This window comes from Mediterraneibacter faecis (assembly GCF_055383675.1).
This window is the reverse complement of the sequence record NZ_AP043803.1, coordinates 44426-67444: the sequence shown is the minus strand read 5'-3', so window position 1 is coordinate 67444 and position 23019 is coordinate 44426. Positions and strand designations below refer to the sequence as shown.

At 38.2% G+C, this 23019-nt stretch carries 13 protein-coding genes and 1 pseudogene; 1 reads left to right on the top strand and 13 read right to left on the bottom strand.

The features are described from left to right. Positions 1-7: 7 nt before the first annotated feature. Positions 8-1111, bottom strand: coding sequence for a tyrosine-type recombinase/integrase (locus ACZ47Z_RS00280; RefSeq protein ID WP_464525737.1), 1104 nt, complete (start codon positions 1109-1111; stop codon positions 8-10). Between the two features lie 240 nt (positions 1112-1351). Here ACZ47Z_RS00280 and ACZ47Z_RS00275 point away from each other — a divergent pair, with 240 nt between their 5' ends. Then, positions 1352-2149, top strand: coding sequence for a helix-turn-helix domain-containing protein (locus ACZ47Z_RS00275; RefSeq protein ID WP_054753616.1), 798 nt, complete (start codon positions 1352-1354; stop codon positions 2147-2149). Positions 2150-2584: 435 nt separating this feature from the next. On the opposite strand, the gene ACZ47Z_RS00270 is transcribed toward ACZ47Z_RS00275, so the two are convergent. The 12 genes and pseudogenes from ACZ47Z_RS00270 to dnaA all read right to left on the bottom strand — a co-directional run bounded on the left by ACZ47Z_RS00270 (position 2585) and on the right by dnaA (position 22918). Next, positions 2585-3334, bottom strand: coding sequence for a hypothetical protein (locus tag ACZ47Z_RS00270; RefSeq protein WP_054753614.1), 750 nt, complete (start codon positions 3332-3334; stop codon positions 2585-2587). 829 nt (positions 3335-4163) lie between these two features. Next, positions 4164-7505: a type ISP restriction/modification enzyme gene (locus ACZ47Z_RS00265; RefSeq protein WP_464525736.1), complete on the bottom strand. Its 3342-nt coding sequence runs from the start codon at positions 7503-7505 to the stop codon at positions 4164-4166. Between the two features lie 13 nt (positions 7506-7518). Then, on the bottom strand, positions 7519-10614 hold the full coding sequence (locus ACZ47Z_RS00260; protein WP_195250358.1) for a helicase-related protein: 3096 nt from the start codon (positions 10612-10614) through the stop codon (positions 7519-7521). A gap of 621 nt (positions 10615-11235) precedes the next feature. Next, positions 11236-12096 (bottom strand): annotated as a pseudogene (locus ACZ47Z_RS00255) (CpaF family protein); the annotation flags it as partial. 2 nt (positions 12097-12098) lie between these two features. After that, the gene (locus tag ACZ47Z_RS00250; protein ID WP_054753600.1) at positions 12099-13226 is read right to left on the bottom strand and encodes a P-loop NTPase family protein; all 1128 of its coding nucleotides are present in this window, start codon (positions 13224-13226) and stop codon (positions 12099-12101) included. A gap of 121 nt (positions 13227-13347) precedes the next feature. Beyond that, positions 13348-13557, bottom strand: a complete 210-nt coding sequence (locus ACZ47Z_RS00245; RefSeq protein WP_015527665.1) for a pro-sigmaK processing inhibitor BofA family protein — start codon at positions 13555-13557, stop codon at positions 13348-13350. 198 nt (positions 13558-13755) lie between these two features. Next, the gene (gyrA, locus tag ACZ47Z_RS00240) at positions 13756-16305 is read right to left on the bottom strand and encodes a DNA gyrase subunit A (protein ID WP_054753596.1); all 2550 of its coding nucleotides are present in this window, start codon (positions 16303-16305) and stop codon (positions 13756-13758) included. 296 nt (positions 16306-16601) lie between these two features. Next, complete coding sequence (gene gyrB, locus ACZ47Z_RS00235; RefSeq protein ID WP_054753594.1) at positions 16602-18536, bottom strand: DNA topoisomerase (ATP-hydrolyzing) subunit B; 1935 nt, start codon at positions 18534-18536, stop codon at positions 16602-16604. A gap of 11 nt (positions 18537-18547) precedes the next feature. Beyond that, on the bottom strand, positions 18548-19639 hold the full coding sequence (gene recF / locus ACZ47Z_RS00230; RefSeq protein ID WP_015527668.1) for a DNA replication/repair protein RecF: 1092 nt from the start codon (positions 19637-19639) through the stop codon (positions 18548-18550). 69 nt (positions 19640-19708) lie between these two features. Beyond that, positions 19709-19924, bottom strand: a complete 216-nt coding sequence (locus tag ACZ47Z_RS00225) for an RNA-binding S4 domain-containing protein (RefSeq protein ID WP_015527669.1) — start codon at positions 19922-19924, stop codon at positions 19709-19711. A 158-nt stretch (positions 19925-20082) separates the two neighbouring features. After that, on the bottom strand, positions 20083-21192 hold the full coding sequence (gene dnaN, locus ACZ47Z_RS00220) for a DNA polymerase III subunit beta (protein WP_015527670.1): 1110 nt from the start codon (positions 21190-21192) through the stop codon (positions 20083-20085). Between the two features lie 355 nt (positions 21193-21547). Continuing rightward, positions 21548-22918: a chromosomal replication initiator protein DnaA gene (gene dnaA, locus ACZ47Z_RS00215; protein WP_020436913.1), complete on the bottom strand. Its 1371-nt coding sequence runs from the start codon at positions 22916-22918 to the stop codon at positions 21548-21550. Positions 22919-23019 lie beyond the last annotated feature (101 nt).

Genomic DNA, 23019 nt, shown 5'->3' with positions numbered 1-23019 from the left:
CTTCCTTTTACAGAAAATCTGCAATTTGGTATAAATCTTCATTATTTGAGTAGTATTGATCTGTCGCTTCTATCAATCGTTCATTATTTTCACCCAAGTATTTAATGGTAGTTTCAACTTTCTTATGCCCCAAGGCAAAACGAATGTCATTCAAATCCCATCCTTCTTTTCTTCTTTCCTCCGCAAAATAGTGTCGGAGCTGATGCGGATGGGAATTGATATCCGTTCTTTTGGATAGTCTTTTCAACATGCTATACACAGAATCCGCATCTAATGGCTCTCCTTTGTTTTTTCCAGTTAATTTTGTAAATAGATACTCCGAGTTCATCAGACTTTTTCGATTATCAGAAATGTACTTAACCAAGAACTCAAAAGTTGTATTACTTAACAAAGCCATTCTATATTCTGCATTTTTTGCTCTTGCCAAGTTGGTATTGGATTCACGATACCTTACCCGAACCGTCCTTCTTTCAAAATCAATATCTTCGGTATAATGGATTCCTAGAATTTCCCCTAATCTAAGACCGGTTTCTGCCATCATTGCTATCAGCAATTGATCTCTATCATTCGTACAGGCATTTATCAGCTCCTGTATTTCTTCGGATGTTATTTCTTCCAGATTAGGTTCTTCTTCTTTGAAGAAACCTTTAAACGAATTCACTGCATTTTGATGATTTACTCCCATACTGTCAAAATATGATACTTTTTTTACTCGTAAGACTTTAAGCATTGGCAAGACATCTTCCAGTGCCAAAAACTGGTAGTATCTGAAGACTGCACCAAGATACATATTGCAGGTCTTATTGCTCGTCTGTGTATTATGCTCAGTATGCTTTCCACTCTTAACCCAATACAAGAAATCAATAAAATGTTTATTCTGCTCTGAATAAGATAGCAATGTAATCTCATCCAATCCTATCGTTTGCTCCTGCAGAAAATTGTAATAATATGAAAGTGCGAAAGCTGCGGATTTTACAGTATTCGGAGAAGCATTAATCTGATCCAGATGCTTCAAATACTTTGATGGAAGGATTTCAATTTCTTCAATATCAGAAATAATCAAAAAACGTGGTCTATTATCTTTCAAAACCGAAACAACCCTATATTTCAATCCACAGCCCTCCTTCCTTTCTTTTTGATTTGTTTGACTTCTTTGACTTCTTGATTTACATTATACGCAAAGATGTCAAAATGTCAATTACGTTTTTGACTTCTTTGACTTTTACACGAATATCAATAAAGCATTTTTTGATTTCTTTATGTTTTAAATTGATTTTTAGGGATATAATTGATAAGATAAAACACAAGAAGTCAATTTATACAAAGTCAAAGAAGTCAAGAGGAGATTTGAATGAACGAATTTATATCAAATTCAGGCACACTAATAAATCCTGACAGCGTTTACGATCAGGAAAGATTTATCAATATACTTCAAATCATTTTACAGAAAAAAACACAAAAAGAATTATCTGAACAAACAGGCTTAAATAATGCAACCATTTCACGAATGCTCAACGGTGCCCGATCTGGAAGACCATATAAAAGCACTATTGATAAAATTGCAAAAGCCATTGATGATCCAGAACTTATCCAAGAATTATATGATGCAACGGGATATTCTTCTAAGAAAATACGGGAACGAAAAAAGATAATTGCAGACAATGGATTTTCTCTGGATCTCTCTACTGTTCAGGTGCATGAAAAGTTTTTTTCCACCTTAATGCGTGGACTTTCCATGATGACAAGTCTGCATAAAGTTGAATGGACAATAAAATCTGGAACGCCCAGATCATACGATTATTTAATTGAATTAAAAGAGGGAAATATAGATTATTGGTATATTAGATATGTAGATAGAATTACTTCTGATGAAGAAAGAATAAAAGCCTTAACTGCCATTTATGGAGAATTTGCAAAATTGAAATTGGGCGGAAAAATCAAAGTTTCTTGCGCCACTCCTTCTTATGAAGATTATGATTATTTTGTTACAATTCCACCATACCAATTAAATACAAATGCTTCAATTATACATTTTGATTCTGAACTCGAAAGATTTGCAGACGAAACCTTTTTAGAGACCGCTTTACCACTTAAAGAAAATATTCCTGTTAAGGATTTTTGTAATCTTACCGAATCACTGATACTATAACTTTTTAATTTTATCACAGAGAGAGTTGCTTATGGCTCTCTCTTTTTTTAACGCTTCCTCCTCCCATGTTCTAACTCATTATGACAAATCATTTTCTAAAGCAAGTATCGCCTAGAGTAACTCAAAATCCCATTTTGGGATTATGATTCTCTGACGAACTTAATGGAGATTACGATTCCCCATACCCTCGATATCACAAAATGTCAAATTTTGCTATTAGCTCATAATAAATTTTCGCAGCTTTCTGTTTTTGCACTCATAGTTATCAAAAGCTTTTTATAACCATCTGCTTCTATCGGCTGCAGATTCAAAATTCTTTTATTCAAAAATGAATAAAAGTGGATTTCACAAAAAACACCCATCGCAAAAAATGTAATGGGCACTTCTATTCATTATACTTGCATCGACAAATCTAGCATTTTCTTTTCGATTAAATCACTGTTCATATTTTAGTTGGTTTTCAATAAATGCGTGCTTTTGATTCCAAAATTCTTTTGCCAATGACATATATGTAATTATATTTGTAGCTGAATATAATGGTCTTTTCCCAGATTCAATCAGTTTATCTACCAGTTCACTATTTATATGATAAATGGTGCTTGCATAATCGTATACATCATCAAACAAATTTAAAAACTTTTCAATTTCTGAACAATTCTCCATTGTACAGTGATTTTGTAACATATTTATGTTGTATCTATATTTCATATCCAAAATAAGAAGCCAAACATCTAATCTATCTAGTCCGATAGCTCCCTTAGCTCCCTGCATATTTCCTGATTGAAGCATTATAGATATATTATCTTGTGAATGATGCATCTGGGAACATTCATTCAGCATTTCCAAATATATATCTAGTATTCCTTCGCCTGCTAAATCACGTTCTAAAATTTTTTTATAGTTTTCATATCTGCTTCTACATAATTCACTTTTCTTTTGGGTAGAAAAGTTAAAATCCGTTTCGCCACTAAACCTCATTTCCTCCGTGGACTTTCCATTATGTATAAATTGACATTTAATATATGGTCTTCTGCCATTTTTAATGATGTCATTATCTGTAAATAAATTTCCACCCTTAATTAGATTATTCGCATACATTATTTGATATATTTTCCATGCTCCATATTTAACATCATATTCACCAATATCATTTATTTTTAACCAAAGTCTATGTAACAATTTCATATTCCTCTCTTTTAACTATTTAATAGGTGTAATTACATCACTGGATACACTTAACCAGTTCTACAAATACCGATTTTCCCAATTCATACTATCACTATTTCCGTTTTTTGAGAACAAGGCAATTATTTCTAAACACTATTTCTCAATTACTCCAGAGCAAGATCCACCTGTGTTTAACAATATTGTCTTTCCGACAAATGCTCTTTCATCAGATTTTTATCTTGCTGGGGATTCCCCAAACCCATTCTTTCTATTTATGCCGAGGTTACTGTACACATTAGAGCAAGATCCACCCCGGTAATACCATATCGCTATTTTAGCAATATGATATTTTCCGGACGTAGGATTCTTGCTGAGGATTGTGCTCCCCAGTTCCTCACATTCAGCATAAATATACACTTGGTTCCCCGAATTTTTCCGGTCACAACACAGGGATATAAAATAGACTAAATATCTCTATATCTCTGTGAAATCACTATGTGATTTTAAAAACAGCAAGGACAGGAAGTGTGGATACACTTCCGCAAAATTGCCAATTTCGGAGCCTTACCCAAAATTAAAAAAACAGTAAATTTGAAAAACGCACATACACTATTTGTTGACTCTCCCCTCACTTTGAAATTTTACCTTTTTCAATTTTTACAATGTTATTCAATATTAAAATCAAATTTTTGTTCATCACTACATACCACAGATACTTCCTAATCATCCTGTAACTCAACTATCTAAACTATTGTAGATAGAAACAGAAGGATATCAACCCCAATAAATAAAATAAGAACAGGCGTAGCCATAATGTTTGACCACACCTGTTATGAATTTATAAGTATTAAAATACGATATAATCATCAATCTGTTTCATTATTTCTTCAGTAGCAGTCAATGTTGTAATGATACTTATAAAATGCCGAATATCAGATTGCGTGAGTATATTCCCCTTGCGATCTTTCAACCATTTTTGAAGAGGCTGATATCCCCCAAAATACATATTCCAAATATTTTCCGGAACGTTAATGACCATATCACCCTTTTTATTAAAATGAACTATGCCATCTTGATATGTAGATCGATCAACGACACATTCTGTATGTCCTTTGTAAGAGTATTTGCTATCAATTAAGTCATCTTCTGAAACATGCAATTCTCTCAATTTTGCTCCATAAAATACCATTGTCCAAAAATAATCCGCTGATTGTGGATATGGAACGCGTGGAAAATCAAATTTCAAAAAGTCCAAATATGCCTGACGATATTTTCTTGAAAATAAAACAGCATAAATATAATCTAAAATATCTAAAGGGCATACCGTATTTTCTTCATTACTTTTTTCAGGTACAAAACGCATACCAATAGAAGTAGTGAGTTTGTTTATGATGGCATCATTCAAATTAGGATACCTTGTTAATTGCCCGTCATAACCAGGCGCATATAAGTAGAGTGGGCATTCAATAGGAATTCCCTTGTTGCTATAATGAATTCTATTATCAGCCATGTATTTTGTAATTTGCACATGAGACCAGTTATCTGTTGCAGCTTGACGAGGAATAACCAAAGCATAATTATCACCAGCCAGAAGATTATACATCAGCTTATCACGCCCCCAGTCCACCATCTCAGGAACATAATATATATATCGCGTATCAAAAGGTCTATATGCTATTTTCTGAATATTAGCCTCATGATTAAAGTCTTTGATTTTTTCACGTGCCGACGATAGACTCCATCCTCGCGAATCACCTGGTAAGTACTTACCGGCTTTTTTATTACCAAAAAAGTGTGCACGAACTTGATCATCCGTTTTGTCAGGATCTGTAAAAAAATTAATCCTATCTAATAACTCTTCAGGTTTTTTTGCTACAACTAATCCATCTCGCGCAGTAACAACACCCGTGGTATGCTCAGGCATAAGTTCTTGTATAGAAAACCCTTTTTCATAAGATGCTCTATTTCGTTCATTGCGAGGAATGAAAAAATAGAAAGGTTCATTAGGTTCAAGTGATGTCCATGAAATTTCACCAATCTTCAAAGAATTGAGCATGTCATACTTATCTGAACGCTTTCCAAAAAAATCAGTGTGATAAACACGTGCAATTCCTTTATTTCGTGTGCTGTTCTTAACAAAAAGATTGATAGATACCCCCTGTTGAATATCAAATACATTTTCGTCTTTTTCTCCATTAGGAGCTACTTCTTTTTTCATTACATTACCATGTAGGTCAATAATGTAAATTTCATCAAATGTATTTAGTAAATGCCATCTCATACATCTGAATGTTGGATTGTCTAAAAATGCATGATTATTGATAAAAGCGAGAATACCATTGCTACTTTTTTCAATAACTCTTTCGCCAAAACGAATAAATTTAACATAATCATCCTGCAACCAATGTTTGCGTTCACCAAAATATACTCCATTAATGTACTTGTAGTCCTCAATCATTGAAGTAATCCATTTACCACTATTTGATGAAATCCCACTATAAGGAGGATTTCCAAGTACAATATTAATTCCAGAATTTTTTTTTGCAGCATTAGCTGATACTGACTCAAAAGCAAGTGGATCTTCCCATAAAGACAATTGTGCTTCAGAATTTCCGGGCTTTTCAAGAGTGTTAGTAAGAAACACTCTCAAACGTTCATCACTATCAAATCGATACCCTGTATCTTTCAGAACCATTGCTAGTTTCATATGTGCAACGGCATATGGAGCCATCATAAGTTCAAAACCATTCAAACGTGGTAAAAGATGTTCGGGAACATAAGCATTCCATTCAGCTAGGATTGAATCCTTTGATTGGCCTTTACGAACATCACAAAAATTTTGATAAATCTGAAGTATAGTTTGACGCAGGAAAGTACCAGTTCCTGTTGCAGGATCAAGAATTTGAATTGCAGGTACTATTTCTTGATCTTCAACAGTTCTGATAAAACCATCTATTCTTCGTTTTGAATCACGATAAACTTTTATAGTTTTTGTGCCTGTAGATGCTAATCCATCCAGTACATTAAATTTATTTTTCAAGATATCATCAACAGCCCGGACAATAAAATTAACTACCGGCTGCGGTGTATAATAAACACCACGCTGAACCTTTTGAGTCTTATCATACTCAGAAAGAAATTCCTCATAGAAATGGATTACAGGGTCTTCACGTCCACCACCTGTCTGCCTGTTAAAATCAGCAATAATAGAGTCTGTCTTTGTATGAAGAAGCAAATCTATAATATTGCCTACTTCCAATTCGTCAAAAGAGAGTTTACTCTTAGAATTACTAGAACCCAAGCACTCTTGTAACAAACTTTTAAGAAAAGGATTCGTATTCGGAATACATTCTACAGCCTCTGTTGCATTAAAGTCATCTTGAGTCTTATCCATACATCTTGCTGAGAAAAGACCATAAACCACAGTTTGTGCATACATATCTGCAAACTGCTTTTCCGTCATATCATGCACAAGTGTTTCTTTAAATTTATTATACAAAAGATGTACATATCCATTTTCCGTTTCAATTCCTAATGTAGATAGAATACGATTCCGAATATTTTGAGCCTCTTCAGCCAAGCGAATAGTAAGGGTATGGGCATCCTGTATCGTCTGGCGATAACGTGTAGTAAAGGCAGAAGCCCAAGCATCATGCCATGCCTCGTCATCAGTAGGATCCTTTGGCCAAGCAAGTTTAGCAAGACGCTGTTCAAAGACTTTGATTTGAGTAAAGTCCTCAACAGCTGGTGCGCAAGATATCATCTTAATCTGAGGTAGTCCCTTTTCACTATCTTCAAAATGAGCAGCTCCAATGGTAACCTTATTCCACTCGCCCCAAATGCAAAGAAATAACAAGTCTTTTTTGTCCCAAACTACATGATCCGCATTACGTCGTGCAGGAATCAAACCAGAAAGAATTTTTCTTAATGCAGATACTTCAAAGCGGTTGCTCTCAAAATTTACGAAAAAGATACCCCAGCGCTGGTCATCTACCAATGGTCGCAACTGTTTTAGTGATGTTATTTTTGCAAAGACCTCTTCTTTCAATCCCAGGTCTGCTGCATCGAAATCATATGTAATATCATCAATATCGTAGTAATCATCCGGGGCGATAGCCCAGCCCAACTTTTCTGAAAAATAAATCATCAATGACTCTATGTCATTTACTTTTCGCAAGTCTTGTGCCATACTGTACACCTCCTTAACAAAGTTCCATCCAGGTTACAAGTCTTGGTTTAACACCGAGTGGTACCTGTACAGAACGCATATAATTTTTCTTAATATAGTTTTCAATCGTTTTTCTAGCTTTTACAAAACCAACTTCATTAGTATGAATTTTTCTCGGTTCTTCCGGTGTACACTGAATTGCTTTCCAGATATCGTAGGTGGATTCGATTACTTTATTTGTTTCCGGATCAAGCATATACCAGCGATACCAACCATCTCCATCAGACCATGTCCCATCAGTTCGTTTCATCGGCAATTCGTAACAGAAGAAGAATCCAGTAAAGGTGGATGCTTGTTTACCAGAATACATCTTTTTAGGCATAGATGCAGCCAGATCAGGATAGTCTGGCTGCGCTGCAAGAAGTTTCTGATATGCAAGAGCCATTTCCTCATCCCAGGATGTTTCCCCTTCATACTGAGAGTTAAATTCTTTCAGAGCTTCAAAATCATCTTCTGGTGTCAGCAGTTTCTTACCCTCAATACCGAAGGTCTTAGAAATACGAAGAGTTTTCTTCGAAACCGTCTGATATAGGTTAAGAAGCTGTTCCAACTCTGTAGGAGGAAGAAAATTCCAGTAATAAGCGTTTGCCCTGTCTCCTGCCAACTCTGGATGATCAGCCAGAAGGCGTTCTTCAATCTCTACATTACGACGGCGGTCAACACGACCGATACGCTGCATAAGACGAACAGGATTCCAGTGCAATTCATAGTTGATCAGGCACGAAGCGTCCTGGAGATTTAAGCCCTCTGCCAAAACATCGGTAGCAATCAAAATTTGAATTTCATCCTTTACTTCTGTGGAGCAAGAATCATTATAATATGGGCTGAACCGAACCACCATATCATGTCGATTGCCTTTGGACTGACCATCAATTTCATATAAGCCCTCAAAGCCAGCCTTTTGCAGTTCGCGATAAATGTATTTAGCAGTAGATCGGAACTCGGTAAAAATAATGACTTTTTTCCCTTTTATGCGCTCATCCTCGGTAAGAATACGCTTCAGTTCTCGAATTTTGTCATCTTTGCTGGAGTCAAAATCCATAATATCTTCGATGAATTCAGCCAAGACCTCCATATCCAAGATAGTGTCATCCAACATGGCACGAATATCGAAATCTTCTGTATTAAGGTTATCTTCCGTTTCCCATACATAATCGGGCAAATCGTCCTCTAACTCCTCAAGAGTGGACTGCATATTGTTTTCTATAAAATTCTTTACATAATCCAAGACCTTCGCCTGATAATTGAGCGTCCGTTCTATGAGTCGTTTGTTGCCGTTCTCTTTGTAGTCATTAAGGAATGTATACAGTCTAAAATAAATTCGAATACAGGTCTCCTCAAAAGCCGCAATAGAACTTTCAAAGCGCTTCAGTAACAACTGCCGTATCAAATTTACTACCTGTTGCTGGCGACCAGATACCATCAAGTCAATTTTGGATTTATCCCCGATATAATACTCGTCCTCATAAGGAGAATATACAGCCAAAGCCAGAATAGGAAGGCTACGCCCAGATTCCTTATCTTTACGGTAAAAAGAATTTACAAAGTCATCTATCAGCTTTCCATAAGAACTGCGCAAGGAGTAATTTGCCACAATTGGAGCCTGCCGGATGGAGAACATTACCTTATCGCCCTCTGTGGCAGACAAACTCTTTTTAACATAGGCTCGGCTACGCTGTACCACAAGTGCATTTACCAATGGATCCGCACGAAAAATATCATCCGATACATCCACGGCATCGGAAACTTCGGTACCCGCCTGGCGCTTGAGATTGGCTTCCATCTTTTTGAAATGACCAGAAAGACTGTGAATTCCGAGCGGGGCAGCGGCAAAGTAGTCATCCTGTCTATGTGTAAACAATTCTATCAAATGCTGCAAATCCAAAAAGCTGTTATTGATTGGAGTAGCAGTAAGCATAAACATCTGTTTCTGACGTCCCCCCGCCATCATATCAAACAATTTACGGTAACGATTGGATGAGCGGTTACGAAAATGATGCGCCTCATCGATTATGACAATCTCCGCCTGCTCCTGAATCTGATTCATGAGGTTTTCGTTTTTCTCAAGAAGCAGATCAGTGTGGTTGATAATCTTGAAAGAATAGAAACCATCCAAGATTTCAGGAATATACTTTTTGATGGTGGTTTCCCATACAGACACTCTTGCAGCGGCAGGTACAATCAGTACAACATTCTTCCGTTCCTTTTTAACGAAGCGTTCAATGAGCATCATGCCTACAAAGGTCTTGCCAAGACCAACGCCATCGCATAAAAAGGCACCCGAATAACGATTTGCAATCTCTATGAGACCGTTATATCCGTCACGCTGATACTGGGAAAGTCCCTGGTAGATAACAGAATCATGTTGTTCCCATTCAGAAACGGTTTCCTCACGGCTCTTGAAATACTCATACATTGATCGTATATATACATCGTATGGACTGAATTCCTTTACATGGTTCTCAATAACATTGAGCACCGCCGTAGTGATATCTTCCCCCCGCTCCCAATGATCATCAAACCACTTTTGCAACTGATCTACATCATTACTCACCTGAACATTAAGTTCAATATTCTGAGTAAGTCCCGCTTTCGTAAAATTGCTAGATCCAACAAGGGCATAACCAATTGGTACATTCATTGCCTGGATAAACTGATTCCGGTATTCGTCACGAAAATATGTTATATAGGCTTTTGCGTGAAACTTATTTTTATCGTACACTCGGCATTCAATTTTGCCAGATTTCATTGCCTCCAGAATTGCAGGGACACCTATCAGGAACTCATTTTTTTCATGCTCCGTATCTATGCTATCATTGAAACGTGAAATCAGTACCTCAACAGCCTTATCAATGACATCCCTGGTATACTTGGTCATTTCATTTCCAAGAATTATACGGATTTTGTCCAGCTTTTGCCAATGTGTGTCCAGTGCAAGTAAGCCACCTATTTCCAAGTACCCGGTAGCAATATCCATCTGTTTTGATACTTTGCACCAATCAGTTAGATATTCTTTTACAGATTGCTGCTCTGTGGAATTATCCACTATGTATAAATTATTGTAAGCCATTTATGAGCCTCCTTATCGTGTATCTTATGAATTACACCACTTGCAGGGTTCGTATGTAAGACTTCTTGTTATTATATTCTGAAACCATACATTATTTTCATCTATGCCTACAGTATACCACGAAGAAATAAACCCGTCATTCATTATCATCACTCAACAATCACTTCTTTGGATCCATACTTTCAAAAAGGATATCCCACTTTAAGGCTCCCTTTCATGCAAGCACCATTTTATCTTATTCTAAATTCATCATTCGCTCCACCCTCCACCTTATATATGAATACCCATTCCAAATATTTGCTTTTACCGGATACTCTATTCTGTAAACAAATACAGTGTGATATTTAATAAAATGTAATCTACACCAATTATGTATATCCTTCATATACATGCTATTCATACTATTCACCCATTGTTCTAAAGACCATATGTCTTTATCTGACAACAACTCCATTATGAACAGTACATTATAATATTGAATGACACCTACTCTCTTCCCTTCCTCTATTAACCTTTTACACAATAATCTATACTTAATGTTCATAGCGTTCCTATACCATCCCTTTAATCTATAATATTCCATCCTTATACACGTTATATATATAATTATTATATAGTACATATAATTGCTGAAGAGATCATATCTACCGTCTCTTCTCCTCTGACTTCTCCTACAACAATTCGATCCGGTCTCATACGAAGTGCTGACTTAATCAAATCTCTGATGGTTACAGCCCCTTCTCCTTCTGCATTCGGTCCGCGTGCTTCTAAGCGCACCAGATTCTGAACTCCCTGAATCTGTAACTCTGCATTATCCTCGATCGTGATCAGGCGTTCTCCTTTTGGTATATAGTTCGACAACGCATTCAGGAAAGTTGTCTTTCCTGCTCCTGTTCCACCACTGACAAAAATATTATATTTTGCTGCTACCAGCTTTTTTAAAAAGTTAGCGGCATCATCAGTTACGCTGTCTATACGGATCAGCTCTTCCATCGTAATTGCTTCCGATGGAAACTTTCGGATTGTAAGGATTGGTCCATTCACAGCAACCGGATTCAATACAACATTTACTCGAGATCCATCCTTCAGCCTTGCATCCACAATCGGAGAGGCCTCATTTACATAACGGTTCGATTCACCTACAATCTGTTGAATCACATCCAGTAATCTCTCCTGAGACAAAAAACACTTCTTAGACCGGAAAATTCTTCCTTCTTTCTCATAAAAAATATGGTCGATTCCATTTACCATAATCTCTGTAATCGAATCATCTTCAAGAAGCTCCTGCAGAACATCCAGTTTACGAAAAGAGTTGAATAACTCACGCCCAATTCTGATCTTATCACTCAACGAAATATATTCTTCATCTGCTGCCTCATCCAATACTGTGCGAATCAGCTCCTGCAGTTCTTCATCATCCGTCTCCTTCGTAAGATCGATTTGTTCCAGAATCTGTTCATACAGCTGCTCTTTTCTAATCATCCTTACGACTTCCTTTCTCTGTCCGGAAATTCCGTAATTTTACTTGCAGATGCTTCTAAAGCAACAGGATTTCTTGGCTTTCCCATTCTACGTCTTACCGTCTTCTTAAGAATCTCGCCATATCCTGCTGATCTAAGATTCTCTTCATACTGATTGAGTTTTGCTTTTGCTGCACCTTCCTCAATGTAAGGCGTATAAACTTTGCTGCATCTTCCTAACAGATCATACAGACCGTCTACCGTATCTCCAAGATCAAGAATGATCACTTTGTAAATACTCTTCTCCAGAATCAGATCCAAAAGTTGATTCCATTCTTCTTTTGTCACTTCTCTGAAATCTTGTTCTGCCCGGATCGGTGCGATATAATCCAACCCATTCATATGGCTGATCAAAGTACTGATCTTCCATACCGGATTGATACTTTCCTGCTTCATGTAATACAGCAGATCTCCAAGATTCATTCCGGATTCTTCCGGCAGGTAATAATTTAATCCTGAATACCCTTCCAGATTCAGATACAACGTAGGAATCGATTCTGAAAGAACTCGTCCCATACGCATGGCAAACCTTGTCTTCCCGATTCGATGAACCGGTGAATAGATCCCGATCAGACCATTTACATTTGCTTTCACTGTCTGCGATCTGTCTGAGACAAGTTGGATTTGATGCGTCTGTACTTCTGAATTTTCCTGATCTTTTTCCTGAAGTAAAAGTTCCAGCATACTGCTGACACTTTGATACCGGAAGAATGGAATCTCTGTGGGACTTCTTTCGTTCGGAATCTTCTCGCCGATCAGAAGATACTTCTGTCTTGCCGGAATCTCATCCCGATCTTCTTTTCCATACTCTTCTCCGATCAGCAGAATATTTACCTGCATACTCTTGGCTGCTATTTTCAGATTCTCAATATCATGAAATACATGAAACTGAAAATAACCGGATAATTTCTCAGATAATCTTCTGAACAAATTTTCTGAATAACTCTTTTGTGTATCACAAATCACAAAATTCTCAGCAGTTCCTCTTACTGCTCTTTGCTCAATTGTCATAATTCGAAACTTTGCTGCGATCATACAGCCTGAATAAAGAAATTGTACCGAAGGTCCAACGCTTCGATGCAAAAGATACATCAGTAATTCCCCAATTCACTGATGCTGCAACAGATGATTTTCTGTTGGTAAGTGAGATTATATACGGGCACTTCTGTTTTGTCCATACCAAAATTAAAAATATAATGTTTTTGTAAAAAACTTACAAAAATTGATACCATGTAATGCTATAAAGAAGACAAACCCCAGGAATTCCAAGGGTTCCGGATGTCAAAAAGGTCATCGGATTCAAACCGACATTAATTGAAGAATCTGCTGGAAGAACATATTTGTTTATTATAAAAATCAACGCCATTCCTATGGTTGCACGTATAAAAAACTTGAGAAAAAAGTATCCTGTTTTCTTTTTCATTTCACTCTTCCAATCTGTTTTTCTTGATTTATTTTATTTTTTCCGTCTCTTTTTTATTCCTTTTGATTCCATTTTCAATTCTTTATACTCAAAAAAGAAAGCGGATAAAGTTCACTGTAATCAAGTAAACTCCATCCACTTTCTCTTATCTTTTTATTTTTCAGGACAGCTTACAATCTTCTGTAAAACATAACAACTTTATTCCTCTGTTGTTTCCTGCTCAGTTGTCTCAGAAACTGATCCTCCCTCTGATTTTTCAGACTCATCTTCATCAGAAATCTCAACTTCTTCACCGTCGATCTCGGCAGAAGCCTTTCTCACCTTCGCAACGCTTGCTACAGTGTCATTTTCCTTCAGGTTGATCAGTTTTACACCTGATGTGATTCTGCCGTAAACAGAGATATCAGAACACTTCATACGGATAATAATTCCCTCTGTGTTGATGATCATGATCTCACTGTCTTCATCTACAGCTTTCATTCCGACAACATTTCCTGTCTTCTCTGTGATCTTATAACATTTCACACCTTTACCGCCACGGTTCTGACGAGTAAATTCATCCATGTCTGTACGTTTACCCATACCACGCTCAGATACGATCAGCATATCTTTGCCCTGGCTTTCGATCTGCATACCGATCACAACGTCATTATCTGTCAGGTTCATACCGCGTACGCCCATAGAAACACGGCCTGTAGAACGTACATCTGTCTCATTGAAACGGATACACATACCGTATTTTGTAACGAGGAAAATATCCTCTGTATTATCTGTGATCTTAACTTCGATCAGCTTATCATCCTCACGCAGTACGATTGCCGCAAGTCCTGTCTTTCTGACATTTGCATAGTCCTGAATCGGAGTCTTCTTCACAAGACCTTTCTCCGTTGCCATGAACAAATACTTACCTTCCTCATACTCACGAAGCGGAATGATCGCAGTAATCTTCTCTTCCGGCATCAGCTGGAGTAAGTTAATGATTGCTGTTCCACGCGCAGTTCTTCCTGCCTCCGGAATCTCGTAAGCTTTCAGTCTGTAGACACGGCCTGTGTTTGTAAAGAACATAATGTAATGGTGACTGGTTGTAATAAACAGTTCTCGGATGTAATCATCCTCCAGAGTCTGCATTCCCTTAATACCTTTACCACCACGATTCTGGCTCTTGAATGTGTCCATAGACATTCTCTTGATATATCCAAGTTTTGTCATTGTAATTACGACATTCTCGCGCGGAATCAGATCTTCCATGGAGATGTCAAATTCATCAAATCCAATCTTAGTTCTTCTGTCATCACCGTATTTCTCAGCAATTACAAGAATCTCTTTTTTGATCACACCAAGAAGAAGTTTTTTATCAGCAAGAATTGCTTTATACTCTTCAATCTTCTTCATAAGCTCTGCATATTCAGCTTCAATCTTCTCACGTTCCAAACCTGTGAGTGCACGCAGACGCATGTCTACGATTGCCTGGGCCTGGGCATCACTGAGTCCAAAGCGTTTGATCAATTCTGCTTTTGCTTCCTGAACATTCTTAGAACCACGGATGATGCGGATGACTTCGTCAATGTTATCCAGAGCGGTCAGTAATCCTTTCAGAATATGAGCTCTCTCCTGTGCTTTATTCAGGTCATACTGTGTTCTTCTTGTCACAACATCTTCCTGATGACGCAGGTAGTACTGCAACATCTCAAGAAGATTCATAACCTTCGGCTGATTATCAACGAGCGCCAGCATGATCACACCAAATGTATCCTGAAGCTGTGTATGTTTATATAACTGATTCAGAATTACATTCGGATTCACATCACGACGAAGCTCAATACAGATTCTCATACCTTCACGGTTAGACTGGTCACTTAAATCAGTGATTCCATCAATCTTTTTATCTCTTACAAGTTCAGCGATCTTTTCGATCAGACGTGCTTTATTTACCATATACGGAAGCTCAGTAACAATAATTCTGTTCTTTCCGTTCTGCATTGGCTCAATGTTTGTCACCGCACGCACTCTGATCTTACCGCGTCCTGTTCTGTATGCCTCTTCAATTCCTCTTGTTCCAAGGATCTCCGCACCTGTAGGGAAATCTGGTCCCTTCACGATTTCAAGAATTTCCTCGATTGTCGTCTCTTCTTTATCTGCAATCTGATCATCTATGATCTGAACAACTGCTGAAATAACCTCACGCAGATTATGCGGCGGGATATTCGTTGCCATACCTACTGCAATACCTGATGTTCCATTTACCAGAAGATTCGGAAATCTGGACGGAAGTACAGTAGGCTCCTTCTCTGTTTCATCAAAGTTCGGGATAAAATCTACGGTATTTTTGTTAATGTCCGCTGTCATCTCCATGGAGATCCTACTCAGACGTGCCTCTGTATAACGCATTGCAGCAGCGCCATCACCGTCCACTGAACCAAAGTTTCCGTGTCCATCTACAAGAGGATAACGGGTAGACCACTCCTGTGCAAGATTAACGAGAGCTCCATAAATCGAGCTGTCTCCATGAGGATGGTATTTTCCCATCGTATCACCGACAATACGCGCACATTTACGATGCGGTTTGTCCGGTCCATTATTTAATTCTATCATTGAGTACAGAATTCGTCTCTGTACCGGCTTAAGTCCGTCTCTAACATCCGGAAGAGCACGGGCAGCGATTACGCTCATGGCATAGTCGATGTATGAAGTCTCCATCGTCTTTTTCAGATCGACTTCATGGACTTTGTCAAAAATATTGTCTTCCATCACTTGTCTCCTTTTTTCTAGGGTCAGTCTATCATATTCAAAACCTGGCTGGGTTTCGCGTTTTTACGCTCTACACCAGCTCAAAAATCTGACTGGGTTTCGCGTTCTTACGCTCCACACCAGCTCAAAATCTAACTGGGTTTCGCGTTCTTACGCTCCACACCAGCTCAAAAATCTGACGATTTTTTCGCTGGGTTGGCATTTCTAATGCCAACCCAGATAGATTCATCCAATCATGCTTTCAAGTAAACTTGAAACATGCTTGACTGAATCTACCTGTTGTGTCGCTATAACTACTATATATCCAAGTTTTGTACATACTTTGCGTTTTCTTCGATGAATTCTCTTCTTGGTTCTACTTTGTCTCCCATAAGGGTTGTGAAAGTAAGATCGAGCTCGGAAGAGGTCTCATCATCCATCGTTACACGCAGAAGGATTCTGTGCTCCGGATCCATAGTTGTCTCCCAAAGCTGCTCTGCATCCATCTCTCCAAGACCTTTGTAACGCTGGATCTTATTGTTGCTGTCACGACCAACTTCTGTAAGAATCTGGTTCAGTTCGTCATCGCTGTATGCGTACCATACCTTCTTGTTCTTCTCCAGCTTATACAGCGGCGGCTGCGCAAGATATACATATCCCTCTTTGATCAGATCCGGCATGAAACGATACAGGAATGTCAAAAGAAGTGTACTGATGTGCGCTCCATCGACATCGGCATCGGTCATAATAATAATCTTGTGATATCTCAGCTTACTGATATCAAAATCTTCGTGGATTCCCGTTCCGAATGCTGTGATCATTGCCTTAATCTCAGCATTTCCGTAAATCTTATCAAGACGTGCTTTCTCTACGTTCAGAATCTTACCACGAAGTGGCAGGATTGCCTGAGTTGCACGGTCTCTGGCTGTCTTTGCAGAACCGCCGGCGGAATCTCCCTCGACGATATAGATCTCACACTTGGACGGATCTTTATCTGAACAGTCTGCCAGTTTTCCCGGAAGGGACATTCCCTCAAGAGCTGACTTTCTTCTTGTAAGATCTCTTGCTTTTCTGGCTGCTTCACGGGCACGCTGTGCCATAACAGACTTTTCGATGATCATCTTTGCAACACTTGGATTCTGCTCCAGGAAGATCTCCAGCTGTGTTCTGACGATATTATCAACAGCTCCACGTGCTTCACTGTTTCCAAGTTTCTGCTTTGTCTGTCCTTCAAACTGAGGATCCTCAATCTTGACACTAACAATCGCAGTCAGTCCCTCACGGATATCCTCTCCTGAAAGCTGCTCATTCTCTTTCAGCAGCTTATTTTTCTTGCCATAATCGTTGAATACCTTGGTCAATGCACTTCTGAATCCCGCAATATGAGTACCACCCTCCGGCGTTGTAATATTGTTTACAAAACCGTAAGTAGTCTCATTGTAGGAGTCATTATGCTGCATAGCAACCTCAACTGCAACATTATCTTTCATACCTTCACAGTAAATAATCTGCTCATAGAGCGCAGTTTTACTCTTGTTCAGATATGTTACAAATTCTTTAATACCACCTTCATAGTGGAATATATGCTCATGGATCTCTTCCTCACGAAGATCTCTTAAGTGAATCTTCAATCCCTTTGTCAGGAATGCCATCTCACGGAAACGCTGTTTCAGTGTATTATAATCAAATACTGTTTCCTCAAAGATTTCCTTGTCCGGAAGGAAAGTAACCTTTGTTCCTCTCATCTCCGGCTCACATTCTCTGTCAACTCTGAGTTTATAACATACTTTACCACGCTCATAGCGCTGTTTATAAATCTTTCCTTCGTTGGCAATCTCTACTTCCAGCCACTCAGAAAGAGCATTAACAACAGATGCACCTACTCCGTGCAATCCTCCGGATACCTTGTACCCTCCACCGCCGAATTTACCACCGGCATGCAGGATTGTAAATACAACCTCAACTGCAGGAAGCCCTGCCTTATGGTTGATTCCTACAGGAATTCCACGCCCATTGTCTGTGACCGTTATCGAATTGTCTTTGTTAATGTCTACCTGAATTTTATCACAGTATCCGGCCAGAGCCTCATCCACCGCATTATCTACAATCTCATAAACCAGGTGATGAAGTCCTCTGACGGAAGTGCTGCCAATGTACATACCCGGTCTTTTTCTTACGGCTTCCAATCCTTCCAAAATCTGAATCTGGTCCGCTCCGTATTCAGCGTCAAATTCTGTACCTGATGCACCCATTCTTAAACCTCCTAGTTTTCTTTTGCTACATGTCCACTTTTCACATGGAATATCTTGTTGATAGAAAATCTATGATTTACAAACTCATCCAGTCCCGTACAAGTAATCACCGTCTGTATATCATGAATACTATCCAGTAAATAGTTTTGCCTGTTTTTATCTAATTCAGACAAAACATCGTCTAATAACAGGATCGGCGTATCCCCAATGATCCGCTTCACCAGTTCAATCTCAGCTAATTTCAGGGACAGCGCAGCTGTTCTTTGCTGTCCCTGAGAACCAAATTTTCTAATATCCAAATCTCCTGACAGGAAACACAGATCATCTCTATGAGGACCTACAGACGTACTTTTCATCCGCAGATCCCTCTCCCTGTTTTTCTTCAGAGCCTGCTCCATCGACATCTCACCAATACTTGATTCATAAGTCAATGACAGCCGTTCTTTCCCGCCTGTCAGACGGAAATGAATCTCTGAAATAATCTCATTCACCTGTCGTACAAATTCTTTTCTTCTGTCCAAAACCTTTGTTCCATAAGCAGCCAGCTGCATATCCCAGATATCCAGTGTCTCCAGCAAATGCTGCTGGTTCGAGCCATAGATATCCTTCAAAAGTGAATTACGCTGGTTAATAATACGGTTATAGTTCGAAAGATTGTTCAGATAGATCTTATCAAGCTGGGAAAGCTCAAGATCAATAAATCTTCTTCTTCCTGCCGGACCCTCTTTGATAATATTAAGATCCTCTGGAGAAAAGAAAACAAAATGGACAATACCGAATAACTCACTTGCACGGCGAATCGGTACCTTATCGATTGCAATTCCCTTCGGACTGTTTTTCTTCAGGTGCATATCGATCTGGAAAATGATTCCCTTTTTCTCAACTACTGTCTCCAGATGGGATTCATCATACCCAAACTGTATCATATCCCGATCCTTCGTTCCTCTGTGAGATTTCGTCGTTCCAGACAAATACAATGCTTCCAGTATGTTTGTCTTTCCTTGAGCATTGTCACCGTACAAAATATTTGTTTTCGGATCAAAGGTCAAATCTAATAAATCATAATTTCTGTAATTTTTCAGCTTTAAAGACTTGATTATCATAATTTCCCCGCCATCACGTTATAACACGAGCGAGAAAACCTCTCACATGTTATTCTACACGTTTTTTAATTATTTTTCAATTTTTATTTCATTTCCGTCAAAAGAAGCTGTATCGCCCGGATAAAGCTTTCTTCCGCGTCTCGTATCAATTTCTCCGTTTACAAGAACAAGCCCGTTCTGAATTACGTCCTTAGCCTCAACACCACTTTCAACTAACCCGGCTGCCTTGAGCGCCTGACCGAGTTTAATAAATTCATCCTGAGGGCGCAGTTTGATTATTTCCATTTTTTATTACTCCTTAATTAATTTTTATCAGTATTTTTGATCTTTATTTTTTATTTAAACCTTTTAAACATTTTTAAACTTTTAATTTTCTAGATTTTGAAAAGTCAAAAAATTGCAGAGCAGGGCGTCTGCTCCGCATAATCTATTATTTTCTGAGTTTAGACAGCTGCATTAAAATTGACTGGAAGAATCAGATAAATGTAAGACTGATTCTCATCTTTGATAAAGCAAGGTGCTTTTGCATTCATAAAATACAAGTCTACTTCTTCATCTTCAATCACACGAAGTGCATCGATCAAAAACTTTGGATTAAATCCAATCATCAGATCTTTTCCGTCTTTTGTACAGAAAATCAGTTCATCCATAGATCCAATCTGTGATTTGATCTTCAACTCCATTGATTCATTCTTGATGTCAATGATAATCGGCTTTTTGTCTCCCTCCTTGATAAGCAGAGTTGCACGATCAATACAATCTAACAGTTCTTTTTTATTCACATGTACTCTTGTCTCATAATCACTGGACAGCATCTGATCAATTCGGAAATATTCACCCTCAATCAGTCTGGAAACAACCAATGTTCTGTCAAATTCAAAGACAATATGATTTTTTGTAAACGAAATCTCAACTTCAGCATCCGCTTCACCGCCAATAATCTTGCTGATTTCCTGAAGAGTTTTTCCAGGAACAATTACTTTTCTCGGCTGATAAGCATCTTTCAGTTCGATTTTCCGGATTGAAATTCTGTGACCATCAAGAGAAACCACTCTGAGAACATCATTGTCAATCTCAAAAAGTTCTCCTGTCATCATCTTGTTCGTATCATTGTCAGCAATTGAAAAAATAGTCTGGCGAACAACTTCTTTCAAAGTAAACTCGGAAATAGTAATAAAATCTTCACGCTCAATCGCCGGAAGATAAGAAAAATCGTCTCCTGACTGGGCTGCGATATTAAATTTCGCTTTTTCACAAGTAATAATTGCCTGATTGTCAGATTCTGTTTCAATAACAACATCATTGTCTGGAAGTTTACGGACAATTTCTGAAAAAATCTTTGCATTTAAAGCAATAATACCTCTGGAATCAATAATTCCATCAATTGTAGTTTCAATTCCAAGTTCCATATCATTGGCAGTCAGTTTGATTACATCCGTTGTTGCATCAATCAGAATACATTCAAGAATAGGCATTGTTGTTTTAGAGGGTACTGCCTTGGAAACAATACTGACTCCTTTTACGAGATTCGATTTTTTGCATATGATTCTCATGTTGATGATTACTCCTTTCAGGTTTCAAGGTTACGGTTGATATGTGGATAACGTTTTTTTCTCGCGTAATTTATGTATATTTATATAAATCGATTCCGCCTTCTCCGCCTTAGGGGGTGTGGATAAGTGGATAAGTAGCTGCAGCCCTTTAAAATCAAGGGGTTGCGGGTTTGGATAACTATGTAGATTACAGAAAAATAACGTGTTGAAACTGTGGGGAAAAAAATTCGGCAAAAAATCCACATTTTTGTTATCCCAACGTTATTCACATAGAAATCTACAGGTTTTCTACAAAGTTATCCACAATTAACGCGAAAAACTGACAAGTTATTCACATTTTATAGAGTTATCTTCCTTATACAGGATTGATTTTCTTCTTAATTATATTCACAGTGTTGTTTAAAGCTTCATCTGTCTTCAGATCATTCTCAATTTTGCGTACACCATGGCTAATGGAAGCATGATCTTTACCACCGAGCAGGGCACCAATGGATTTTAGTGGTGTATCGGTCATATTTCTGCACAGATACATGACAATCTGGCGTGGAAGAACAATCTCAGCGTTTCGTTTTTTACCTTTTAGTTCAGCTACCGGTACATTAAAGTGTTCAGAAACCACATCCATGATCAGTTCTGGTGAAACTGCACGGGTATCATCCGGTGAGATCATATCCTTCAAGGCCTCAGCAGCCAAAGGAATGTCGATCGGTTTATTCTCCAGATTAGAAAGAGCGATCAGTTTATTCAAAGATCCTTCAAGCTCACGGATATTGGATTTAATATTATTGGCAATGTACTGCATAACTTCATCTGGAATATGATATTTCTCAAGTCCGTCGAGTTCTTCTTTCTTACGAAGAATCGCCATTCTTGTCTCATAGTCAGGAGAGGAGATGTCAGCAATCAGACCCCACTCAAAACGTGTGCGAAGTCTGGCTTCCAGTGTCTCAATGTCCTTCGGAGGCTTATCACTGGAGATGATAATCTGTTTTCCTGACACATGAAGGTGGTTAAATGTATGGAAAAATTCTTCCTGTGTACTTTCTTTTCCTATAATAAACTGAATATCATCGATCAGAAGAACGTCATTATTACGATATTTCTCGCGGAATGTGGTCATTGCCAGTTCATTTCCGTTCTTACCTACTTTAAGAGCATCGATCAGTTCATTCGTAAAAGTTTCACTTGTGACATACAGTACTTTTTTGGAGGGATCATGTTCCAAAATGTAATGTGCCACGGAGTGCATCAAATGGGTCTTTCCAAGTCCAACACCACCATATAAGAAGAGAGGGTTGTAGATCTCTCCCGGAGATTCGGCAACTGCGAGGGAAGCAGCGTGGGCGAAATTGTTGTTGCTTCCAACGACAAATGTGTCGAAAGTATACTTTGGATTTAAGTTTGCCTTTTCATAAATCGCATTTACACGGGTCTTCTGGACGGAAGACTCTTTCTTTTCCTTAATCACTTTCGGGCTGTCGGTTACAAATTCCACTTCATATTCTGTACCGGTTACTTCGGCGATGCAGACCTTAAAAGGAAGCAGATATTTATCTTGAATATGTTCAAGACTCGCCTTCAGTTTGACGAGAATATATACGGTATTGTCTTTGACTTCATAAACAGTAAGTGGTGCAATCCATGTAGTATAAGAAATATTGGATGAGCAATATTCCAGCTTCATCTTGTTTAGTACCTGATCCCAGTTTTGTTCTACAATGTTCATCGATAGTAACTCCTAATTTTTTAAAATTATAATGGAAAGGTTGAAAATCCAGCGCAAATAATTCAGGACTTATCCACATTCAACTCCTGATTATGGCTTTT